An 18972-nucleotide genomic window follows, 5' to 3' on the forward strand; every position below is an offset into this window, starting at 1 on the left:
CGTAACCGCTGCTGCTGCAAAGGTGGGTCTCAGGACTGCAAACGTCCGCGCACCGGCGCCGGGGCGGGTCGTCGTCGTACGGCGAAGACCGTCGTGTCGTCGACCAGTCGGTTGCCGCAGTGGCGCACCGTGCCGTCCCGCACGAAGGCGACCAGGCGGTGGGGTCGGGCGAGGTCCGGGTCGGCGGCGACGGCGCGGGCGACGTCGTCGGCGAGCGGGTAGAACACCCCCTCGCCGTCGCGCGACTCGGTCACGCCGTCCGTGGTCAGCAGCAGGGTCTCGCCCGGCAGCAGGGGCACCCGGCGCACGGGCGGCAGGCCGTCGGCGGCCAGGTCGCCCAGGCCGAGCGGGAGACCGCCGTCGGGCAGCAGGAACCGTACGCCCCCGGACCCCACGAACAACGGGGGCTCGTGGCCGAAGAGCACCACGTCCAGGGTGTCCGGGTCGTCGTCGCGGAAGCCGAGGAGCGCGGCCGTGGCGAACCGGTCGCCGTCGCGGCGGCCGAGCGCGTCGGTGTGCTCGCGGTGCCGCACCATCCGCACCTCCAGGCGCTCGGCGACGGTCCCGAGCAGGGGCTCGTGGTAGCCGGCCTCGCGGAACGTGCCGAGCAGGGCGGCCGCCGCCTCGACCGCGCCGAGCCCCTTGCCCTGGACGTCGCCGATCAGGACCCGGGTGCCGTACGGGCCGGGCTGGATGTCGTAGAAGTCGCCGCCGACGCGGGCCTCGCTGTCGGCGGCGAGATAGACGGCGGCGTGCTCCAGGCCGCCCCAGTCGGACGGGAGGGGGCGCAGCACGGTGCGGCGGGTGGTCTCGGCGATGTCGCGCATGTGCAGCATGCGCCGCTCGCCGCGCACTCTTACCGCGCAGGCGAGACAGGCCAGGATGCTGCCGACGGCGACCAGGATGAAGTCCGGCAGGCCGGTCTGGTACTCGTGCGGCCAGGCGTTGTCCGCGCCGACGTACGTGACCAGCGCCAGCACGGCGAAGACGGCCGTGGCCCACACTCCGCAGATCGCGGCGGCTATGGCCGGGACGAGCACGATCCAGGAGATGATGCGGAACTCGCCGGTGGTGTTGAAGTCGGCGACGGTGATGCCCACGAGCAGCACCAGGGGCGGCACCCAGGCGACACTGCGGCCACGCACCCGCAGCAGCTGGTGCCGCTCCACCGCGTCCGGGTGCCCGGCCCGCGGCAGCCGGCCCGGCACCTTCGTCATGGGGCCCAGCGAAGCATGCCTCCCCCGTGGCGCGCATCCGGGCCGCTGCCCTCGTATCGGGGCCGTTTCCCGCGGGATCGGGGCCGCTTCCCGCGGGATCGGGGCCGCCGACCGACTTGCCATGACCTCGTCGCAGGTGTGCTCTGGTAGTCGGGGGCGAGGAGAGAGAGGAGTGCTCTCATGGCTCAAGCGGCACCGACGCCCGGCGGCGGCATGATGGGGCGGATCAGGGCGAACCGAGCGGCCCGTCCCACCCGCACACCCGACCTGTTCGACGAACGGATCCACACGGTGGGCCGGTACGGGATTCCCGTCGTCCTCGGGCTCGTCTACGGACTGTGGGCGGCGGCCAACCGGCGCGACGGCGGCGAGATCACCGGCTGGAACATCCTGTTCGGCTTCGTCACCGCGATCGTGTTCATCGTGCTGTGCATCGCCGTCGCGACCTTCGCGCCGCTGCTGAAGCGCGAGTTGCACTCACTGGTGAAGTCCGCGTTCGCGGGAGCGGCGATCGGGTTCCTCTACAGCCAGACCGGCGAGTCCATCTACCGGTCGGTGGCGCTGGGGGTGGTCGTCACGGCGGGCATCTTCCTGGTGTTCTTCTACCGCTACTACACGCGTGAGGACGGGGCGGGCAACCGTATCCGCTGATCGTCGGCGACGGCGGGGGGTCACCCGTTCGGAGCCGCAGGGCTCGCGGGTGAGGGATGCGGGCCGTTGCCTGGAGAGGTGTCCCCACGTCCTGCGCGCCTGCGGAACGCCGTCTCCGCGGCGCTCATCGCCCTCGCCTGCCTGCTCGCGCCGTGCGGTGCGCTCGCGGCCTGGGCGGCGTACGGGCTCGCCGACACCGGGCGCTACGTCACGACGATGGCGCCGCTGGCCGGGGACCCGGATGTGCGCGACGCGGTCGCGGACACCGTGGGCGCCGGAATCATGGACGAGGTCGACGCCCGGGTGGACGTGAGCCCGATGCGCGGTTCCGTGCGCCCCTACGTGCACGACGCGGTCCACTCCTTCACCCGCACCGAGGCCTTCCGGCTCGCCTGGGACGCCGCGAACCGTGCCGTCCACGACGCGGTGCTGCGCGCCCTGCACGACGAGAGCGAGCGGGACGTCACCGTCGACCTGGCCCCGGTCACCGCGCAGGTCAAGCGTCAACTGACCGTCGACCACGTGCCGTTCGCGAACCGCATCCCGGTCGAGCACACCGAGGTCCCGGTCCTCCCGGCCCAGGAACTGGACCGGCTGCGGAAAGGATTCCATGTGCTGGAGGTCGCCGGATTCTGGCTGCCCGTCGCCGCCGTCGTCTTCGCCCTCACGGGAATCACCGTCGCCACCTGCCGCCGCCGCGCGATCACGGCAACCGGCCTCGGCACGGCCCTGGGCGGCGCCCTGCTCGCCCTGGCCGTACTGATCGGCCGCACCCTCACCCTCGCCGACCTCCCGGAAAAGGCCCACCAACAGGCCGCAGCCGCAATCTACGACGCCCTCACCCTCACCCTCCGCCAAACCTCCTGGCTCCTGATCGCCCTGGGCCTGACAGTCGCCCTGACAGCCCACATCACCACCCACCGAACCCTCCGCCCAAACCGCCGCCCCACATCCCCCGACCAGAACCCGACCGACCGCCCAACCCGGGTACGGGCTTGACGCGGGGCGGGACTCACCCCTCCCGCGCGATTGCAGCCAGCGTGTCCAGTGCGTGCTCCAGGTCCGGGACGGGTGTCGATGCCAGGCCGATGCGGATGGTGTTGGGGGTGTGGGTGGGGGAGACCGCGAAGGCTGGGCCCGGGGTGAGGGAGATGCCGTGGGATGCGGCTGCTGCGGTGAAGGTGTCGGCGCGCCAGGGGGTGGGGAGGGACCACCAGGCGTAGAGGGCCCGGGGGTCGGAACGGATGCGGAAGCCGTCGAGATGGTCGGCGAGCAGGCGTTGTCGGTGAGCCGCGTCCTTGCGTTTCGCGGCGACCAGGCGGGCCACCGTTCCGTCCTGGATCCACCGCACGCCCGCCTCCAGCGCGAACCGCCCCGCGCTCCACCCGCCGGAGCGCACCGCGTCCGCCACGGCCCCGGCCCGGTGCGGCGGTACGACGAGGAAGCCGGCCGTGAGCCCGGGCGCGACGCGTTTGGAGAGGCCGTCGACGACATGGGTGAGGTCGGGTGCGTAGGCGGCGAGGGGGTCGTCGGCGTCCGCCAGGAAGGACCAGATGCGGTCCTCCACGACGGGGATGTGCAAGGAGGTCACGGTATCGGCGAGTTGGCGCCGGCGCGCTCCGTCCGACGTCACCGACGTGGGGTTGTGCAGCGTGGGCTGGACGTAGAGCGCGGACAGGGGAGCGGTGCGGTGCGCGGCCGTGACCGACTCCGGGCGTAGGCCTCGCTCGTCGGTGGCCAGGGGGACCAGGCGGATGGCCAGCCGGGTCGCGATCTCCTTGACCAGCGGATACGTCAGCTCCTCGACCCCGACCCGGCCGCCCGGCCGGACCAGGGAGGCGAGCGCGGCGGCGATGGCCTGGCGGGCGTTGCCGGTGAAGAGCACCTGGTCGGGGTCCGGGCGCCAGCCGGGGGTGGCCAGCAGCCCGGAAACTGCCTCGCGGGCCGGTGCGGTCCCCGCGGCGGGCGCCGGGAGCAGCGCCTCCGCGAGGACGTCCGGGCGCAGCAGCGGGGCGAGGGCGGGTGCCAGCAGCTCCGGCTGACCGGGCGCGGAGGGGTAGTTGAGCTCCAGGTTCACCGGGGCCGCGGTCGCCGCTTCGGTGAGGGCGAGCCCGGCCGGCCCCGCCGGAGCGGCCCGTACGAAGGTGCCGCGGCCGACCTCGCCGACGACCAGCCCGCGGCGCACCAGCTCGCCGTAGGCCCGCTCCGCGGTGGAGACCGCGATGCCGTGCCGCCGCGCGAACCGCCGTTGCGGCGGCAGCCGGTCACCCGGCCGCAGCCGTCCGGCGGCGATGTCGGCGGCGATCCGGTCGGCGATACGCCGGTACGCGTCCATGGGCCCACCCCACCCCCTGCATCCCACATTGCACCGAGGGCAAAGATTTTATTGCACCGAGGAGTTGAGCCGCCCTAGGGTCGAACACATGGCACCCTTCCTGGCATACGTGGACAGAGGCGACACAGGCGTAGATTCCGCTCGCCCACCCCTCGTCCTCGTCCACGGCCACCCCTTCGACCGCACCATGTGGGCCCCCCAGCTCACCGCCTTCTCCCCCGACCGCCGCGTCATCGCCCCCGACCTGCGCGGCTACGGCGCCTCCCCCGCATCCCCGAGGTCACCCGCTTCGAGCAGTTCGCCCAGGACATCGCCGCACTCCTGGACGACCTGCACGTGGACGGATGCGTCCTGGCGGGCCTGTCCATGGGCGGCCAGATCGTCATGGACTTCCACCGGCAGTTCCCGCACCGCGTCCGCGGCCTGGTCCTCGCCGACACCTTCCCGGCCGCCGAGACGCCGGAAGGCGTCCGCACCCGGCACACCGCGGCGGACCGGCTGCTGCGCGAGGGCATGGGCCCGTACGCCGACGAGGTACTGGAGAAGATGGTCGCCCCGTACGCCGACCCGCAGGTCAAGGCGCACGTCCACCGCATGATGACGGCCACCCGCCCCGAGTCCGCCGCAGCCGCCCTGCGCGCCCGGGCCGCCCGCCCCGACTACCGCGCCCTGCTGACACAGGTCACGGTCCCGGCCCTGGTCGTGGTCGGCGCCGACGACACCTACACCCCGGTCGCCGACGCGGAGGCGATGCACGCGGCCCTGCCCGACTCGGTCCTGCACGTCATCGAGGGCACGGCCCACATGCCCAACCTGGAGCGACCCGATGAGTTCAACGGGGCGTTGGAGAAGTTCCTGGCGCGAGTCGGCCCGGCTGGGGGATGATTCGGGCATCTCACTCGCGAGCGGGAGGCCGGGACGTGGACACTGCCACTGCCGAGTGGACCGCCGCGCACGAGAACGACCCCGTACGACACCCCGGACGACGCCTCGCCGCCTGGTGCGCGGGGCTGCTGCTGCTCGGTGTCAGCGTCGTGGTCGGCTGCCGGGTCGCCGACAGCGACGGGTTCACCCCCGTCCCCCAGGTCCTCGCCTTCCTCCCCTGGCTGCTCGCCCCCGCCGGATGCGCCCTGCTGCTCGCGCTGCTCGCCCGCTGGCGGCTCGGCATGGTGTGGGCGCTCGCCGTGCTCGGACTGCTGGCCTGGTACATCGAGCCGTACGGCAAGACCGACGAGCCCGGCGGGACCCCGCTCGCCGAGTTCCAGGTGCTGACCTCGAACGTGCAGTTCGGGCGCGGCACCGACGCCCTCGTCCCCGAGATCCGGCGCCACCGCCCCGGCATCGTGTTCGTCGAGGAGTGCGAGTACTCCTGCCAGAGCACCCTGCGCCGGGAGTTCGGCGACGACTACCCCTACCGGCAGGCGGTCGCGGCCGAGGGCTCCAAGGGGTCGGTGATCCTCAGCCGGTTTCCCCTCAGGGGCACGGCCGGGGTGAGCGGCACGATGGGCATGCCCGGCGCCGTCGCCGACGTGGACGGACACGACGTACGGCTGCAACTCGCGCACCCCATGCCGCCGTTGCCGGGCCAGGTGGACGTATGGCACCGCGAACTCGCGCGGCTGCGCGAGGCGGCCGCCGCCACCCGCACCCCGATGATCCTGGCCGGCGACTTCAACGCCTCCCAGGACCACGCGGCCTTCCGCCGCATCCTCGACACCGGCCTCCGCGACGCCGCCCGGCTCGCCGGACACGACCGCACACCCAGCTGGCCCGCCCGCCTCGCCCCGGCCTTCGGCGCGCAGATCGACCACGTCCTCGTCAGCCGCGACTTCTCCGCCAACACCGCCCGCTTCCTGCGGCTCGCCGACACCGACCACCGCGCCCTCCTCGTGGACATCACCCTGCACCGGCGCGGATGAGCCGCCCGGGCCCGCACACAGGTGGGTGCGGGCCGCCTCGTACAGTGAGGCGGCCCGCACCGGGGTGGGGGGTGGAGGGTTCGAGCGTGCTGCGGTGGGACGGTGTCCCGGGGACCGGGCCCTGTCAGGTCCTGCCTTAACGCGCGCTCTTGTGCAGGGACTTCTCGCTCATGGCCTTGTCGAGCGCGGCGGCGAAGCCGTTGGCCCACAGCTGGTCGACCCTGGCCCGCTCATTGGCGTCCGGGTTGGAGTTGGTGCAGGACGGGCCGGGGCCGCCGCCCGACATCAGCTCGCTGCACGGGCCCTCGTAGTGGTCGGGCAGTCCGAGGACGTGGCCGGTCTCGTGGGCGGTCACGCGCGTGGAGTCGTACTCCTGGTTCTGCGCGTAGTCGAGGAAGACGTAGCCGCTGCCGTGACCGTCGGTGGAGGCGTACGAGCCGCGCGGGTCGTTGCCCTCGCGGTAGCTGAAGTCGGCGTTGGAGCCCGCCTGGAGCTGCACGTTGGAGACCGCGCCGTTCCATATCTGGGCGGCGCGGGATATCTGGGCGCTGAACGTGGGGGCGCCGGAGGGGTCGTAGACGACCGTGACGGCGGCCGCGCTGTCGGGGTGCGCGGCGCGCTTCTCGGCGACGGACCTGAGCACCGCCTCGAAGAAGGCCTTGTTGGCCTTGGCCTCGGCGGCCGAGCCGTTGTAGCCGGAGTAGGGTGTCGGGGCCGGGGCCGCGGCGGCCGGGACCGCCGAACCCAGGCCGAAGGCCGCGAGGCTGAGGCCGGCGGCCGTGGCGGTGACTGCGGACATGCGCAGGGAAAGGCGCATCGATGACTCCTAGGTGGGGGTGAGTCAGACGTCACCGGTGAGTCTCGGCCTCTGTGAGTGCGCTGTGATGATGGCAACCGGCGATAGCGCGGCCCTATCGCCGATCTGTGAGATCGCCCAATTCACGTGTGCTCGCTGGGGTTTGTGCGTCTGGTGAAAGGTTTGATTCCGCTTTACCCTCCGAGGGCATGGACCTCGAGGTGCGACACCTCCGCGCACTGTGCGCCATAGCCGACACCGGCAGCCTGCACCGGGCCGCCCGCCAACTGGGCGTCGCCCAGCCGTCGTTGAGCACACAGCTGCGCCGCATCGAACAGGAGCTGGGCGGGGCGCTGTTCGTCCGGGCCCGCACCGGCTGCCGGCCCACTCCGCTGGGCAGCCTCGTGCTGAGCCGCGCCCGCCCCCTGGTGGCCGAGATGCGCTCCCTGGTGAGCGAGGCGCGGGCGGCGGCGACCGGCGGCCCCGAACTGCGCATCGGCTCCACCGCGAGCAAGGCGCTGGCGGGGTGGCTGCGCCGGCTGCGCGCCCGCGGCCAGGACCCCACCCTGCACATGAACGTCTCCCCGAACGCCCTGCTGCGCATGGTCGCCGACGGGCAATTGGACGTCGCCTTCGTGCACGAGGTCGAGGGCAGCCGGCTGCGCGTCCCCGAAGGCCTGCGGATACGCGTCCTGGTGGAGCGCGAGCCGCAGTTCGTGTACCTGGCGTCCGACCATCCGGCGACCGTGCACCCCGTCGTCGACGTCCGTGAACTGGCCGGCGACCGCTGGATGATCGATCCGACGGTGGACGGGGAGTGGGACGCGGTGCAGCAAATGTTCCGCGGGGCGGGCATCAACCCGCACGTCCTGCACGGCGACTACCACTCGGCCGCCGCTCTGGTCGCGACCGGCGAGGTGGTCACCGTCTGCCAGCCGACCGCGATCTCCCACTCCGACATGGTGGTACGCCGGCTGCTGGGCGACCCGCTCGGTGTACGTCTGCTGCTGGCGGCCCGCACGGAGACCGACCTGGACGGCGCGCTGCCCTCACTGGAGGAGGCGTACTGGGAATCGGCACGGCAGGCACCGGCGTACCGTGAGTGGCTGGAACGCACGGGTGCGTCTGCGGAGGCGGCCCCGGCCCTCCACTAAAACGCTGTCCGGGGCCGGTTGACAGAACTGACCGTACTGTCCCTTGCCCCTCCCCAAGATCGCCATCCCGGGCCGCTAACCTTACGTGTCCGTCCTGGCCAGGGATTGACGGGCATCAACTCACGCGAAGGGTTGCGCACATGGGCATTCTCACTCTCCTGCGGAACGCATTCGGCAGGTCACGCAAAGGGCGTGCCGCCGAGGCAGAGGGTGCGGACCTAACCCCTTCGCACTCCACGGACCGCCCCACCACCCAGGTCCCGGAGCCCCGCTCCACCCCCGACGAACACGACCTGGTCTCAGCCGCCTTCGACAACGTCACGGTCCCGAGACCGTCGGAGCCGGTGGACGCCCCTGCCGGGGCGGCTGAAGCGCCGGCTCCGTCTGAGGAGACGTCGGCAGCCGCAGCCGAGGAGCCGAAGCCAACGGAACAACAGGAACCGGCCACGGAGACGCCGGAGGCGGAGCCGGCTGCCGAGAACGAGCCCGAGCCCGTCGCCGAGAGCAAGCCGGCCGCCGAGCCCGAGCCGGAGGCTGCACCCGTCGCGGAAGCCGAGCCGGTCGCCGAGACAGAGCCGGAGGCGAGGGTCGAGGTCGAGCCGGTCGCGGAGCCCGAACCCGCCCCTGAGGTCGAGGTTCAAGAGGCGCCGCAGGCGCCGGTTGTCGAAGAAGCGGACGAAGCTCCCGCAGCCGCCGACGGCGAGGACACCCCACAGGGGCCACCCGCACCCGACAACGAGACCGAAACGGGTGGTGCGGGTGGGAGCGAACCGGCCGAAGGCGAAGCCGAGGCCGCTGCTCAAGAGCCGCAGGCATCCCCCGCAGCCGCCGACGGCGAGGACACCCCACAGGGGCCACCCGCACCCGACGACGAAAGTGGCACGGGTGGTGCGGGTGGGAGCAAAACGGCCGAAGGCGAAGCCGAGGCCGCCAACGCCCTCGCCAAAGCCAACCTCACCGGCACCAAGGCAAAGACCTACCTCGTCCTCGACCGCTCCGCGAGCATGCGCCCCTACTACAAGGACGGATCGGCCCAGGCCCTGGCCGACCAGACCTTCGCCCTCGCCGAACACCTCGACCCCGACGCCCCCACCGACACCAAGGTCCACGTCGTCTTCTTCTCCACAGAAGTCGACGGCACCACAGACCTCACCCCCACCTCCCCCGAAAACGCGGTAGACGCGGCACACGCATCCCTCGGCCGCATGGGCCGCACCAGCTACCACGCAGCCGTAGAGGCAGTCCTCGCCCACTACGACAAGCACGTCACCCCCGGCACCCCCGCCCTCGTGGTCTTCCAGACGGACGGCGCCCCGGACGCGAAAACCCCCGCAACCCAGGCCCTCACCAACGCCGCCAAGACCCACCCGAACGTCTTCTTCTCCTTCGTCGCGTTCGGCGACCACGACAACAAGGCCTTCGACTACCTCCGCAAACTGAAGACCGACAACACGGCCTTCTTCCACGCGGGCCCCACCCCCCTGGAGCTCACGGACGCCGAGCTCTACGACGGCGTACTGATCGACTGGCGCCCGTAACCGACACAGCCGCACACGGACAACCGGCCGCCCCTTCCCACCCAGCAAAACGGGAAGCGGGCGGCCCACCCATGTCGGCTACGATTTCAAGGTTCGCAAGAAAAACGACAACCCCCGCGAACACGACCCGAGCACCACACCGAACACCACCCCGCACACCGACCTGGGAGCAGCCCGAGATGGCTCGACACCTCATCACCAGCGCCCTTCCGTACATCAACGGAATCAAGCACCTGGGCAACATGGTGGGGTCCATGCTCCCGGCCGACGTGTACTCCCGCTATCTGCGCCAGCGCGGCCACGACGTCCTGTACATCTGCGCGACGGACGAGCACGGCACCCCCGCCGAACTGGCCGCGAAGGAGCAGGGCCTCCCGGTCGACGAGTTCTGCGCCCAGGCCCACGACGCCCAGAAGGCGGTCTACGACGGCTTCGCGCTGGCCTTCGACTACTTCGGCCGCAGCTCCAGCGCGCAGAACGTCGAGATCACCCAGCACTTCGCCCGCCGCCTGAACGAGAACGGCTTCATCGAGGAGCGGGCGATCCGCCAGGTGTACAGCCCCACCGACGGCCGCTTCCTCCCGGACCGCTATGTCGAGGGCACCTGCCCCCACTGCGGCTACGACCGCGCCCGCGGCGACCAGTGCGAGAACTGCACCCGCGTCCTGGACCCCACCGACCTGATCAACCCCCGCTCGGCGATCTCCGGCTCCACGGACCTGGAGGTCCGCGAGACCAAGCACCTCTTCCTCCTGCAGTCGAAGCTGCAGCACGAGGTCGAGGAGTGGGTCTCCCGGCACGAGGACGACTGGCCGCAGCTGGCCTCCTCGATCGCCCGCAAGTGGCTGAACGAGGGCCTGCACGACCGCGCGATCACCCGTGACCTGGACTGGGGCGTCCCGGTCCCGGCCGACACCTGGCCGGAGCTGGCCGCCGAGGGCAAGGTCTTCTACGTCTGGTTCGACGCCCCGATCGAGTACATCGGCGCGACGAAGGAGTGGTCGGACCAGGAGCCGGAGACCCGCGACTGGAAGTCGTGGTGGTACGACGTCGACTCGGACGTCCGCTACACCGAGTTCATGGCGAAGGACAACGTCCCCTTCCACACGGTCATGTTCCCGGCCACCGAGCTCGGTGTGCGCGAGCCGTGGAAGAAGGTCGACTACGTCAAGGCCTTCAACTGGCTGACGTACTACGGCGGAAAGTTCTCCACCTCCCAGAAGCGGGGCGTCTTCACCGACCAGGCCCTGGAGATCCTGCCCGCCGACTACTGGCGGTACTTCCTGATCGCCAACGCCCCCGAGTCGGACGACGCGTCGTTCACCTGGGAGCACTTCACGGCCACGGTGAACAAGGACCTGGCCGACACCCTCGGCAATTTCGTCAACCGCGTCCTGTCCTTCTCGAAGAAGCGCTTCGGCGAGGAGGTCCCCGCGGGCGGCGAGCCCGGCGAGGCGGAGCGCAAGCTGGGCGAGCAGATCGCCGAGCTGCTCGCCGAGTACGAGACCCAGATGGAGTCCCTCCAGTTCCGCAAGGCGGCCTCGGCCCTGCGCGCCCTGTGGTCGGCCGGCAACTCCTACCTGGAGGAGAAGGCCCCCTGGCTGGAGATCAAGACGGACAAGGACGGCGCGGCCCTCACCCTGCGCACGGCGATGAACCTGATCCACCTCTACGCGGTGATCTCCGAGCCCTTCATCCCGACCACCTCGACCGCCATGCGCCAGGCCTTCTCCCTGCCCGACGACACCGCGACCTGGGTCTCCCCGGCCGAGGCGAAGTCCCTGACCACCCTCCCCGCGGGCACCCCCTTCACGGTCCCCCCGGTCCTCTTCGCCAAGCTCACGGACGACGACCTGGAGGAGTACAAGGAGCGCTTCGGGGGCGAGCCCGCGTAGGAACAGTGGAAAACGGGGCTCGGGAGGCGGATGCGCTTCCCGGGCCCCGTATTGTTCCGCCATGGCAGTACCCGAAGTCATCCCGATCGCCTACATGCCGAGGCACCGTACCGAGTCCATCGGACGGTACGCGGACGGCCAGTTCCTGGCGTCGGTCACCTATGCGTTCCCCGAGGGGTTCCAGCCCGACGACGGCTGGGAAGAGCACAAGCGGCTCTACACCGTCCTCCATCTCTTCGACGCCGAGGGCCACTACCGCGACTCGGAGATCTGGTGTGCCGGCACCTGGGCCGAGCAGCAGCGCAACCCCGACGGCGACGAGTCGGTGCTGGCCCGCGCGCGGGTCCATCTGGCCAAGCTCCTGCGCAGCCTTCCCCGCCGCTCGTACACCGACATCGCTGTCCGGCCCTTCCGCGTCACCGTGGACGGCGTGCTGTTCGGCCTGGTGACGGGCGAGGACGAGGGCGAGGCCTGGGCCGAGCTGTACCCGGACCACCTCGGCTTCGGCGAGCCGTGGGACGGCACGTACGACACCTGAGGCACGGCGAAGGGCCCGGGCCGGCGTCACCGCCGTCCGGGCCCTTCGCCGACCGCTCGTTGCTTCTTACTTCGGCTGCGGCTTGCGCACCGACAGGTGCAGCTCCCTCAGCCGCGCCTCCTCCAGCTCCGTCGGCGCGCCCATCATCAGGTCCTGGGCGTTGCCGTTGAGCGGGAAGGCGATGGTCTCGCGGATGTTCGGCTCGTCGGCCAGCAGCATGACGATGCGGTCGACGCCCGGTGCGATGCCGCCGTGCGGCGGGGCGCCGAAGCGGAAGGCGCGCAGCATGCCGGCGAACTTCTCCTCGACCGTCTCGCGGTCGTAGCCCGCGATCTCGAAGGCCTTGAGCATGATGTCCGGCTCGTGGTTCCGGATCGCGCCGGAGGACAGCTCCACGCCGTTGCAGACGATGTCGTACTGCCAGCCGAGGATGTCCAGCGGGTCCTGGGTCTGCAGGGCCTCAAGTCCGCCCTGCGGCATCGAGAAGGGGTTGTGCGAGAAGTCGATCGCGCCGGTCTCCTCGTCCTTCTCGTACATCGGGAAGTCGACGATCCAGCAGAAGCGGAAGACGTTCTCCTCGAAGTGCCCGGCGCGCTTGGCGGCCTCGACCCGCACCGCGCCCATGATCTTCGAGACCTCGTCGAACTCGCCCGCGCCGAAGAAGACGGCGTGACCGGCGGCCAGCGACAGACGCTTGGTCAGCTCGGCGACGTTCTCCTCGGTGAGGAACTTGGCGATCGGGCCGGTCAGCGAACCGTCCTCGGCGACCCGCACCCAGGCCAGGCCCTTGGCGCCCAGCGAGACGGCGTAGTCACCCAGCTGGTCGAAGAACTTGCGCGGCTGGTCCTGGACCGCCGGGACGGGCAGCGCCCGGACGTGCTTGCCGGCGAACGCCTTGAACTCCGAGCCCTCGAAGACGTCGGTGATGTCGACGAGCTCCAGCTGGGCGCGCAGGTCCGGCTTGTCGGAGCCGTACTTGAGCATCGCCTCGCGGAACGGGATCCGCGGGAACGGCGAGGTCACATGGCGGCCGCCGCCGAACTCCTCGAACAGCTCGGTCATCAGCTTCTCGACGGGCTGGAAGACGTCCTCCTGCTCGACGAAGCTCATCTCGATGTCGAGCTGGTAGAACTCGCCCGGCGAGCGGTCCGCGCGCGCGTCCTCGTCACGGAAGCAGGGCGCGATCTGGAAGTAGCGGTCGAAGCCGGAGATCATCAGCAGCTGCTTGAACTGCTGCGGGGCCTGCGGCAGCGCGTAGAACTTGCCGGGGTTCAGCCGCGAGGGCACGACGAAGTCGCGGGCGCCCTCGGGGGAGGTGGCGGACAGGATCGGCGTCGCCATCTCGTTGAAGCCCAGCGCCGTCATCTTGTGGCGGATCGCCGAGATCACCGACGTACGCAGCAGGATGTTCCTGTGCATGCGCTCGCGGCGCAGGTCCAGGAAGCGGTACTCCAGGCGCCGTTCCTCGTTGACCCCGTCCTCGGTGTTGATCGTGAAGGGGAGCGGGGCGGCGGCGCCGAGCAGCTCGACCTCGCTCACCTCGACCTCGATCTCACCGGTCGGCAGCTCGGGGTTGATGTTCTCGGCGCCGCGGGAGACCACCGTGCCGTCGACGCGGACCGTCGACTCCTTGGTGACCTTGTCGAGGGCCTCGTAGGCAGCGGTGCCGGGGCGGGCGACGAGCTGCGTGATGCCGTAGTGATCGCGCAGATCGATGAAGAGGATGCCGCCCAGGTCGCGCCGATTGTGCAGCCAGCCACTCAGCCGGACGTCGGTGCCGACGTCAGAGGAGCGGAGCTGGCCGCAGGTGTGGGACCTGTACCGATGCATCGTCGTTCATCCAGTCTTCGCGGATCGGGGTCTGTGAGCCGGGTCTGTGTTCCGGGTCTGTGCTTCGCGTTTCACGTGAAACAACCCCAGGGTACCGGGCACCCCAAGATCGCCTCCCCACCATTACGGGGAGGCAATCGGTGGCACTCCCGGATCACCTCTTCATAAAGTGGGGCAATGCGCACTGGTGAGCCTCTGCCCGCCGTGGGGGAGGTTCTCGCCGCCCTCGCGACCGGCCTGTGGCACTGGGACACCGCCACCGAGAAGGTCACGGTCGACGCCGAGGCAGCCCGGCTGCTCGGGCTGCCGGCCGTACAGACCACGCTCAGCGAGGCGCAGACACGGGCCCGTCTGCATCCGGTCGACTGGAACGAGATCACCGCCGTGGTCGGTCTCGCCGTCGCCGAGCGCACCCTGGCCGAGGTCCGCATCCGGATCATGGACGAGCAGGGCCGGGTGATCCGTGTCGTCCGCTCCCGCTCCAAGCCGTCGTACGACCGCGAGAAGCGGTCCTTCCGGCTGATCGGCACTCTCCAGGAGGTCACCGAACCCGCCCCGGGCACCCCGGCCGGACGCAGCGCCGTCACCGGTGACTGGCGGCGCTCCCGGGAGGCGTTCCTGCTGGACGCGGGCCGCGCGCTGGCGGAGGCGCGGTCCACGGAGGAGGTGCTGCGGGTCGCGGCCGGTCTGTCGATGCCGGGGTTCAGCCCGGACGGGCTCGCCGTCTTCGGCGTCGAGGGCGACCGGCTGACGATCATCGGCCACCACGGGCACACGGCCGGTGACGACAGCCCCTTCTCCAACATGGCCCTGGACACGAACTACCCGGCCGCCGAGGTGGTCCGCACCGGCCGCGCCGTGTACATCTCGACGCCCGCGCAGTACAAGGCCCGCTATCCGGCCACCTGGCCGCTCGCCGCGCCCTTCGGCCGGCACTCCTGGGCCTTCCTGCCGCTGACCGTGGCCGGCCGCACGATGGGCGCCTGGATGGCGGCCTTCGCCTACCCCGTCACCTTCAACCCCGACGAGCGATCGGTACTGACGACGGTGGCCCGCATGCTCGCCCAGGCCCTGTCGCGCGCCGGTGCCGCCGAGACCGAGCGCGCGCTGACCGACGGCCTGCAGCGCTCGATGCTGCCGACGCTCGGCCCGCAGATACCGGGGATGAACGTCGCCGCCCGCTATGTGCCCACCGGCGGCGGGCTCCAGGTCGGCGGCGACTGGTACGACATGATCCCGCTGCCCGGGGGCCCGCCCTCCGGCGGCGGCCGGATCGCCCTGGTCATCGGTGACGTCCAAGGCCATGACGTCCGCGCGGCCGGTCTGATGGGCCAGCTGCGGATCGCCCTGCGCGCCTACGCCTCCGAGGGCCATCGCCCCGACGCGGTGCTCTCCCGCGCCTCCCGCTTCCTGCACGGGATGACGGCCGGAGCCTTCGAGGACGACGAGGGCGCGGATCTGCGCTTCGCGACCTGCCTGTACGTGGAGGCCGACCCGGCGACGGGCCTTTTGCAGATCGCGCGCGCCGGGCATCCCGACCCGGCGATCCGCATGGCGGACGGCACGGTGCTGACCCGTCCGACGGCGGGCGGCCTGCCACTGGGCATCGACCCGGACGCCGACTACCCGACCACACGGATCACCCTCGAACCCGGCGAGACCATGCTGATCTGCACCGACGGTCTGATCGAGACCGGTGGGCACGACCTGGAGAGCGGCTGGCAGCGGATCCGCACGATCCTGGAGGAGCACAAGGGCGACGATCTGGAGGAGCTGGCGGACGCCCTGGTGCAGGGCGTGCACGGGCCCTCCTCGCACCACACCACCGGCCCGCTCGCCGACCGGCGCGAGGACGACATAGCGGTGCTGCTGCTGTCCCGGCCGGGGGAGGGCCTCGGCGAGAGCCTGTTCGTGCCGCCGCCGGTGCGCCGCACCATGCTGTCCATCGCCCAGGCGGAACCGGAGCGGGTGGCGGCGGCCCGCCAGCAGCTGCGCGAGCTGCTGCACGACTGGCCCTCGCCGGACCAGGTCGACTCGGCGGTGCTGCTGGTGTCCGAGATGCTCACCAACGTCCTGGTGCACACCGACGCCGACGCGCTGCTGCTGGCCGAGGTGCGGGGCGAGCCCGGCGACCGCCGGATGCGCATCCAGGTCACCGACACCAGCGACGCCCTCCCGCACAAGCGCCGCCCCGGCGAGCTGGCCTCCTCCGGACGCGGCCTGGTCCTCATCGAACTCCTCGCCGACGCCTGGGGCGTGGACCCCCAGGGCGAGGGCAAGAGCATCTGGTTCGAGATCTACGAATCCACCGGCCCGGCCGCGGAGGACCCGGACGGCCCGCTGCCGACGTAGCGCTCGCGCAGTTCGTGCACGATCGCGAAGGCCGCCGCCGTGAGGGGCACGGCGAGCAGCATGCCGAGAATGCCGGCCACGGACGCCCCGGCCGTGATCGCGAGCAGCACCACCGCCGGGTGCATCTGCACGGTCCGGCTCTGGATCACCGGCTGGAGCACATGCCCCTCCAGGACCTGCACGGCGAGGACGACGCCGAGGGCCCACAGCGCGATCACGAAGCCCCGGTCGGCGAGCGCGACCAGCACGGCCACGGCACCGGAGATGAAGGCGCCCAGGTAGGGGACGTAGGCGCCGACGAAGACGAGCGCGCCGAGTCCGACGGCGCCGGGCACGTCCAGGACCAGCAGGCCCACGGTGATGCAGACGGCGTCGATGAGCGCGATGAGGGTGGTGCCCCGCATGAAGCCCTCGACGGCCTCGAAGGCGCGCCGGGCCATGGCTTCCAGCATGTCGCCGTTACCGCCCGGGGCGAGGCCCCGGATCAGGCCGACGGCCCTGGGCCCGTCCCGCAGGAAGAAGAAGACGAGGAACAGGGCGAGCACGGCCATGGCGATGCTCTCGCCGACGACGCTGACCCCGCTGATGACGTTGGACGCGGCCGTCCCGCCGAATCTGCCCAGCAGATCCTTGGCGTTGGTGGCCAGGTCGTCCAGCGAGGTCCCGGCCGCGCCGAAACGGTCGGAGATCCCCTGCGCCGCGTCCTTGAGCGAGGCGACGATCTGGTCGCCGGTGTCGATGAGCGCGGCGACGACGATGTACACGGCCCCGCCGACCACGGCCAGGACGGCCACACAGGTCAGGGCGGCGGCGACCGACCGGTTGGCCTTCGCGTTCACCAGACGCCGGTGCAGCGGCCGCAGGAGCGCCGTGCCCAGCAGCGCGAGCAGCACCGGTGTGACGGCGGTCCGCAGCTCCTCGCACAGCCGGATCCCGACCCAGCCGACCCCGGCCACCAGCAGGACGACGGCACACCACGCCGCGAGCCGCCGTACGGGCTCGGGAAGCAGCGGTTGCTGGGCCGGCACCCTCCCATCTGGCCATGGGCGGGGTGCCGTGTCGCGCTGGGACCGCCGAACGGGAGGTCCGGCGGTCCCGGTGAGCAGGCCTGCGCGAAGGGGCCCGGCGCGACGGCCTTACAGGCCGCCCTCCGACATTCCGTGCACCGCGGGGATCGTCCCGAGGCGGCCCTTCTGGAAGTCCTCGAAGGCCTGCTGCAGCTCCTCGCGGGTGTTCATCACGAACGGGCCGTAGTGGGCCATCGGCTCACGGATCGGCTGCCCGCCCAGGAGGACGACCTCCAGGTCCGGGGTGTTGGAGTCCTGCTTCTCGTCGGCGCGCACGGTCAGCGAGCCGCCGCTGCCGAAGACCGCCGTCTGTCCCGTGGCGACCGGGCGCCGCTCGGCACCGACGGTGCCCCGGCCGGCGAGGACGTAGGCGAGGCCGTTGAAGTCCTCGCGCCAGGGCAGGGTGACCTCCGCGCCCGGCGCCACCGTCGCGTGGATCATCGTGATCGGCGTGTGCGTGATGCCGGGGCCCTGGTGGCCGTCCAGCTCGCCGGCGATCACCCGGAGCAGCGCGCCGCCGTCCGGGGTCGACAGCAGCTGCACGCTGCCACCGCGGATGTCCTGGTAGCGCGGGGGCATCATCTTGTCCTTGGCCGGGAGGTTCACCCACAGCTGCAGCCCGTGGAAGAGCCCGCCGGACATGACGAGGGACTCCGGCGGGGCCTCGATGTGCAGCAGGCCCGAGCCCGCCGTCATCCACTGGGTGTCGCCGTTGGTGATGGTGCCGCCACCGCCGTTGGAGTCCTGGTGGTCGAAGATCCCGTCGATGATGTAGGTGACGGTCTCGAAGCCGCGGTGCGGATGCCAGGGTGTCCCCTTCGGCTCACCCGGCGCGTACTCCACCTCGCCCATCTGATCCATCATGATGAACGGGTCGAGGTACTTGTAGTTGATCCCGGCGAACGCGCGGCGCACCGGGAAGCCCTCGCCCTCGAAGCCGCTCGGCGCGGTCGTGACGGCGAGCACGGGGCGTGCCACTGCGTCGGCCGGCGCGGTCACGCGCGGCAGCGTCAGCGGGTTCTCGACAGTCACTGCAGGCATGTCGGTACCTCCTTGGTGTGCCACCAGTTTAGTTGAGCATTGAACTTTCTGCCACCCAAAACAGAGAAAGCCCGGAGGGCATTCCCTCCGGGCCGCCGGTGGCCGTCGTCAGCCGTACATCCTGCGCATCGCGAACTCGACCATCTGCTCCACGGCCTTCGCGTCGAAGACCATGCGGTGCTCGCCCTCCATGTCCAGGACGAAGCCGTAGCCGGTGGGCAGCAGGTCGATCACCTCGGCGCCGGTGATCACGAAGTACTTGGACTCCTTGCCCGCGTACCGACGCAGCTCCTTGAGCGAGGTGAACATCGGGATCACCGGCTGCTGGGTGTTGTGCAGGGCGAGGAAACCGGGGTTGTCGCCGCGCGGGCAGTAGACCTTCGACGTGGCGAAGACCTGCTGGAAGTCCTCCGCGGAGAGCTGGCCGGTGGTGAAGGCCCGCACCGCGTCCGCGAGCGACGGCGGGGACGGCTCGGGGTACAGCGGTGGCTGCTGCCCGTAACCGCCCGGGCCCGGCGGCGGCTGGGCGTACTGCTGCTGCGCACCCGCACCCACGTTCTGGTCGTAGCCGTACATGAGCGCAAGAGTACTGAGTCACAGATGACCCATTCGGGGTTGCTTCTTATTACCGGCGGGTAG

15 protein-coding genes and 1 pseudogene are annotated in these 18972 nt (G+C 71.2%); 9 read left to right on the forward strand and 7 right to left on the reverse strand.

What is annotated here, in order from left to right:
• Window positions 1–29: 29 nt before the first annotated feature.
• On the reverse strand, window positions 30–1217 hold the full coding sequence (locus MQN93_RS13220; protein ID WP_242709636.1) for a PP2C family protein-serine/threonine phosphatase: 1188 nt from the start codon (window positions 1215–1217) through the stop codon (window positions 30–32).
• Between the two features lie 180 nt (window positions 1218–1397).
• On the opposite strand from MQN93_RS13220, the gene MQN93_RS13225 reads away from it, so the two are divergent.
• Together MQN93_RS13225 and MQN93_RS13230 are read left to right on the forward strand one after the other, a co-directional pair.
• A complete protein-coding gene (locus MQN93_RS13225; RefSeq protein ID WP_242709637.1) occupies window positions 1398–1868 on the forward strand; it encodes a hypothetical protein in 471 nt (156 codons plus the stop codon).
• 78 nt (window positions 1869–1946) lie between these two features.
• A complete protein-coding gene (locus tag MQN93_RS13230; protein ID WP_242709638.1) occupies window positions 1947–2867 on the forward strand; it encodes a hypothetical protein in 921 nt (306 codons plus the stop codon).
• A 13-nt stretch (window positions 2868–2880) separates the two neighbouring features.
• Here MQN93_RS13230 and MQN93_RS13235 read toward each other — a convergent pair whose 3' ends face one another.
• A complete protein-coding gene (locus MQN93_RS13235) occupies window positions 2881–4203 on the reverse strand; it encodes an aminotransferase-like domain-containing protein (RefSeq protein ID WP_242709639.1) in 1323 nt (440 codons plus the stop codon).
• Window positions 4204–4291: 88 nt separating this feature from the next.
• Here MQN93_RS13235 and MQN93_RS13245 point away from each other — a divergent pair.
• Window positions 4292–5088, forward strand: a pseudogene (locus MQN93_RS13245) (alpha/beta fold hydrolase).
• 35 nt (window positions 5089–5123) lie between these two features.
• Complete coding sequence (locus MQN93_RS13250; RefSeq protein ID WP_242709640.1) at window positions 5124–6122, forward strand: endonuclease/exonuclease/phosphatase family protein; 999 nt, start codon at window positions 5124–5126, stop codon at window positions 6120–6122.
• 136 nt (window positions 6123–6258) lie between these two features.
• Here the strand turns inward: MQN93_RS13250 and snpA are convergent, their stop codons facing one another.
• Complete coding sequence (gene snpA, locus MQN93_RS13255; protein WP_242709641.1) at window positions 6259–6939, reverse strand: snapalysin; 681 nt, start codon at window positions 6937–6939, stop codon at window positions 6259–6261.
• Between the two features lie 188 nt (window positions 6940–7127).
• On the opposite strand from snpA, the gene MQN93_RS13260 reads away from it, so the two are divergent.
• The 4 genes from MQN93_RS13260 (at window position 7128) to MQN93_RS13275 (ending at window position 12043) form a co-directional block, all read left to right on the forward strand.
• Entirely contained in the window at window positions 7128–8072 is a 945-nt protein-coding gene (locus MQN93_RS13260) for a LysR family transcriptional regulator (RefSeq protein ID WP_016437144.1), read from the forward strand.
• 140 nt (window positions 8073–8212) lie between these two features.
• Window positions 8213–9610, forward strand: coding sequence for a VWA domain-containing protein (locus MQN93_RS13265; RefSeq protein WP_242709642.1), 1398 nt, complete (start codon window positions 8213–8215; stop codon window positions 9608–9610).
• Window positions 9611–9789: 179 nt separating this feature from the next.
• On the forward strand, window positions 9790–11505 hold the full coding sequence (metG, locus tag MQN93_RS13270) for a methionine--tRNA ligase (protein ID WP_016437142.1): 1716 nt from the start codon (window positions 9790–9792) through the stop codon (window positions 11503–11505).
• Between the two features lie 61 nt (window positions 11506–11566).
• On the forward strand, window positions 11567–12043 hold the full coding sequence (locus tag MQN93_RS13275; protein WP_016437141.1) for a hypothetical protein: 477 nt from the start codon (window positions 11567–11569) through the stop codon (window positions 12041–12043).
• A gap of 66 nt (window positions 12044–12109) precedes the next feature.
• Here MQN93_RS13275 and aspS read toward each other — a convergent pair whose 3' ends face one another.
• On the reverse strand, window positions 12110–13873 hold the full coding sequence (aspS, locus tag MQN93_RS13280; protein ID WP_242709643.1) for an aspartate--tRNA ligase: 1764 nt from the start codon (window positions 13871–13873) through the stop codon (window positions 12110–12112).
• 177 nt (window positions 13874–14050) lie between these two features.
• Between aspS and MQN93_RS13285 the strand changes: the two genes are divergently transcribed.
• A complete protein-coding gene (locus MQN93_RS13285; protein ID WP_242709644.1) occupies window positions 14051–16225 on the forward strand; it encodes an ATP-binding SpoIIE family protein phosphatase in 2175 nt (724 codons plus the stop codon).
• Here MQN93_RS13285 and MQN93_RS13290 read toward each other — a convergent pair.
• From MQN93_RS13290 to MQN93_RS13300, 3 genes are all read right to left on the reverse strand, one after another.
• A complete protein-coding gene (locus MQN93_RS13290) occupies window positions 16171–17253 on the reverse strand; it encodes an AI-2E family transporter (RefSeq protein WP_242709645.1) in 1083 nt (360 codons plus the stop codon). The genes MQN93_RS13285 and MQN93_RS13290 overlap by 55 nt on opposite strands.
• Before the next feature lie 108 nt (window positions 17254–17361).
• Window positions 17362–18333: a pirin family protein gene (locus tag MQN93_RS13295; protein ID WP_242709646.1), complete on the reverse strand. Its 972-nt coding sequence runs from the start codon at window positions 18331–18333 to the stop codon at window positions 17362–17364.
• Window positions 18334–18441: 108 nt separating this feature from the next.
• Window positions 18442–18909, reverse strand: coding sequence for an SseB family protein (locus MQN93_RS13300; RefSeq protein WP_016437136.1), 468 nt, complete (start codon window positions 18907–18909; stop codon window positions 18442–18444).
• Window positions 18910–18972 lie beyond the last annotated feature (63 nt).

Origin of the sequence: Streptomyces spinosisporus, from assembly GCF_022698145.1 — a bacterium.
GTDB classification, from domain to species: domain Bacteria; phylum Actinomycetota; class Actinomycetes; order Streptomycetales; family Streptomycetaceae; genus Streptomyces; species Streptomyces spinosisporus.

Excerpts from the sequence above, each read along its gene's own strand:
- snpA (WP_242709641.1), bottom strand. The coding sequence starts at position 6,939 with ATGCGCCTTTCCCTGCGCATGTCCGCAGTCACCGCCACGGCCGCCGGC.
- MQN93_RS13295 (WP_242709646.1), bottom strand. The coding sequence starts at position 18,333 with ATGCCTGCAGTGACTGTCGAGAACCCGCTGACGCTGCCGCGCGTGACC.
- MQN93_RS13220 (WP_242709636.1), bottom strand. The coding sequence starts at position 1,217 with ATGACGAAGGTGCCGGGCCGGCTGCCGCGGGCCGGGCACCCGGACGCG.
- MQN93_RS13285 (WP_242709644.1), top strand. The coding sequence starts at position 14,051 with ATGCGCACTGGTGAGCCTCTGCCCGCCGTGGGGGAGGTTCTCGCCGCC.
- MQN93_RS13275 (WP_016437141.1), top strand. The coding sequence starts at position 11,567 with ATGGCAGTACCCGAAGTCATCCCGATCGCCTACATGCCGAGGCACCGT.
- metG (WP_016437142.1), top strand. The coding sequence starts at position 9,790 with ATGGCTCGACACCTCATCACCAGCGCCCTTCCGTACATCAACGGAATC.
- MQN93_RS13265 (WP_242709642.1), top strand. The coding sequence starts at position 8,213 with ATGGGCATTCTCACTCTCCTGCGGAACGCATTCGGCAGGTCACGCAAA.
- MQN93_RS13235 (WP_242709639.1), bottom strand. The coding sequence starts at position 4,203 with ATGGACGCGTACCGGCGTATCGCCGACCGGATCGCCGCCGACATCGCC.
- MQN93_RS13260 (WP_016437144.1), top strand. The coding sequence starts at position 7,128 with ATGGACCTCGAGGTGCGACACCTCCGCGCACTGTGCGCCATAGCCGAC.
- MQN93_RS13225 (WP_242709637.1), top strand. The coding sequence starts at position 1,398 with ATGGCTCAAGCGGCACCGACGCCCGGCGGCGGCATGATGGGGCGGATC.
- MQN93_RS13300 (WP_016437136.1), bottom strand. The coding sequence starts at position 18,909 with ATGTACGGCTACGACCAGAACGTGGGTGCGGGTGCGCAGCAGCAGTAC.
- aspS (WP_242709643.1), bottom strand. The coding sequence starts at position 13,873 with ATGCATCGGTACAGGTCCCACACCTGCGGCCAGCTCCGCTCCTCTGAC.